At 48.2% G+C, this 2,951-nt stretch carries 2 protein-coding genes; both read left to right on the forward strand.

Going from position 1 to position 2,951, the window contains the following annotated elements; genetic code table 11:
- Positions 1–69: 69 nt before the first annotated feature.
- Positions 70–135, forward strand: a complete 66-nt coding sequence (locus A2517_RS11985; RefSeq protein ID WP_367187986.1) for a hypothetical protein — start codon at positions 70–72, stop codon at positions 133–135.
- A partial coding sequence (locus tag A2517_RS03770) for a translocation/assembly module TamB domain-containing protein (protein WP_294894291.1) occupies positions 132–2,951 on the forward strand: 2,820 nt, incomplete at its 3' end. The genes A2517_RS11985 and A2517_RS03770, both read left to right, overlap by 4 nt.

Below are 2,951 nucleotides of genomic sequence, written 5' to 3' on the forward strand. Positions count from 1 at the left end.
AATGAGGGGTATTTGGGAGTCGGGACAGGATTACGCTACGTTACCCCTGTCGGCCCTGTTGCTATTGATGTGGGATTCGATCCCGATGATATGGGTCAATATGCAATCCATTTTCGAATCGGAGAGTTGTTTTGAAACGTTTACGATCCCTTCCATGGCGGAAATGGTTTAAACACTTTTTTGTAGCGTTTCATTTTCTCCTCTACACGATCATCCTCCTTCTTTCGGGGGCACTGTATATCGCTTTTCGCCCCGACAGTCTTGATATAGTCAATACCTATTTTCTCAAACCGCTGGATATTCACTACTCCCACGCGGAGGGGTCGTTGCTGGAGGGGTTCACTCTTCATAACGTCCGAAGCGATAAAAGTGAAGCCAAAACATTTCTCCTCAAATACAACCTTGTCAAAATGTTGAAGGGGGAGCATACGATCGACTCGGTGAAAATCGACGGATTACGCCTCCACTTGGACGACTTTATCAGCGATGAGGAATCCCTCTGGCCGTTTCCGACCTTTAAACTCCGTGAAGTATCGATCACAAATCTCCAGCTTATCAGTTCGTACCCGATTGAACTCGATATCTATGGGAAAAACGGGACGTACGACGGGGATAACCTAAGCTTTGCTTTTTTGGACGCGACTCTGAAATCCCGTTATGCGAGCGGGGCGATTCACGGTGTTGTCCGTAACAATGCTCTCACGGGGGTGAGTGATATTTATCCCAATGTTGCTGAACTGGCTCCTTACAGCGGGAAATTTACGACACTTCCGAGAGTTCTGCGTGTGAATATTACGGAGCTCTCAAATGAAAAAGCGATTTTACGGACGAGTATTGCTGCGTTGCACTCCAAACAAGACCCTGAGATTCAAGTTAAAGCGATTGCCCTTGATTTTAACTACCTTTATGAAAACGGCTATTTTGATATCAATGCCCTCTATTCTCTCATCCATCGCGCAGATACGATGCAAACCAAGCACCATCTTCGTTACGCATTAGAGGGGAGAACCACTACGGAGTTTGAGGGGAAAATCTCCTCGATTCACCCCCTTCCCGCGAATGTACTGCGCGGAGAGTTTAGTGATGACGCTGAGGGGTTGATCGGAAAACTTACCCTCGATGGGAGTATTTTAAATCTTGCCAGTAAAGATTACGACCGTTTTAGCTGGAAACTCCTGAGCGCTCATAAAAATCTCTCCTTTATCTCCTCTCTTCCGGAAGCTATTCGAAGCGGAGCACTTCGGGTTGAGGGTGAGGGAATCTACACCCTTAGCACCGATTCGCTCAAAGGGAGCGTCGATGCTTTGAGTGACCATGCCCTTTTTAAAGGGTCGTTTTCAACCCAAAACGGCCATCACGCATTGGATGGGGCTCTCACCCTTCCATCGGATGCTCCGCTGTGGAAAAGCTGGGGACATAAACCGCCCGAACATCTTCTCCTCTCGTTACGTGATGAGCTCAATGCGACGCGTCTCAACCTTTCCGGTGATTCATTAGCACTCTCGGCGGTCATGTCGGGTGAAAAACTCCAAGGGAGCGGCAACTATCTGGGTACTTTTTTCGAAATAAGCGGATCGCTTAGCTCGAATCTAAGCCGTATCGATATTGATACCCTCACCCCCTCGGTATTCGCTACGCTATCGAAACTGCGCCCCATCGAACTGCACAAAGGGGAATATTATGATGCCGAAATTCGGACTAAAAATCGGATCACCCTCAGCGATACCCTTACCGTCAAAAGCGATATAAAGATACCGTGGTATGCCGCCGTTCTTGACTCTAAACGGGCGTATGGAGGGACGGATGGGAGTGTTAGTTTGGAGTACCGTGATGGGAACATTACCGTCGATAACTACCGTTTTGAAATCGCTAATCACCCTATCACTACCGACAGAACATCGTACTTGCATCTCACTGCCAAGGGTGATCTTATCATTGATGAGTTGTGGATATTTGATACCCTTTTGCTCACGGGAATCATCGAGTCGGATTTAAGTGCTGCGCTTCGGTTGCGTTCAAACCGCTTCAGTTATCAAGGGCCCGAGGGGAGTGCGCACGCCTCTACCGATATTGCGTATACGCGAGATCGTGATGCGAACCAAAACCTTTCAGGGGTGTTGAATATCCTTGATGCGACTATCACCTACTTGCCGCTTCAAGAGTTCAAAGTAATGGACGATGACATTATCATTATCCAAGACGTACGCCCACCTAGCAGTGCAAAACTCTCTATGAACCTCCATGTCACTGCCTCGCAGCCGATCCGTTTTAAAACCAAAGAACTGGATTTGGGGATCGATCCCGACATAACCCTCTGGAAAGATCCGAGGGATGCGATGCAAATTTTAGGGATGGTGCGTATCCCCTCCGGAACGGCTAAAACGGGGGGAAAACTTTTCGACATCAAATACTCCGAGATCTATTTCGGCGGCGATGTCCCCCTCAACCCTTATCTTAATCTGACGATAGGGCATGAGGTCGATTACAAAAAAATACTTATCTATGTGACCCATACCCTCGATTCGCCGATCTTCCTCTTTAGTTCTGATCCGGTGATGAGCCAAAACGATATTATGAGCTATATCCTCTTTGGAGGCCCTGCCAATACCGTCTCAGGCGGCGATAGCTCCACCTCGACTGTCCGAGCCGATGCTACTAACTTTATGCTCGGAGCGGGGCTAAAAGGGCTGATAAGCGGAGCAACGAAACTGCAGATCGATACGATGAATATCCTCACCACCGCTGAGGGGGGGATGGGGTTTGAGGTGGGCGCCCGCCTCAACAAAGATTTGAGAGTTCTCTATAAAAACGATACCGTCTCCAGTGTCCTTATCCAATACTCTCTCAACCGTTGGCTTCGGTTAGATGCGGATATTCATGAGTTAGGGCAGGGGATTAATGCCGTCTATATCAAAGATTTCCATGACTTCCTCCCCCATAACCTTCCGAAA

The organism is Sulfuricurvum sp. RIFOXYD12_FULL_44_77 (assembly GCF_001830725.1).
GTDB lineage: Bacteria > Campylobacterota > Campylobacteria > Campylobacterales > Sulfurimonadaceae > Sulfuricurvum > Sulfuricurvum kujiense_A.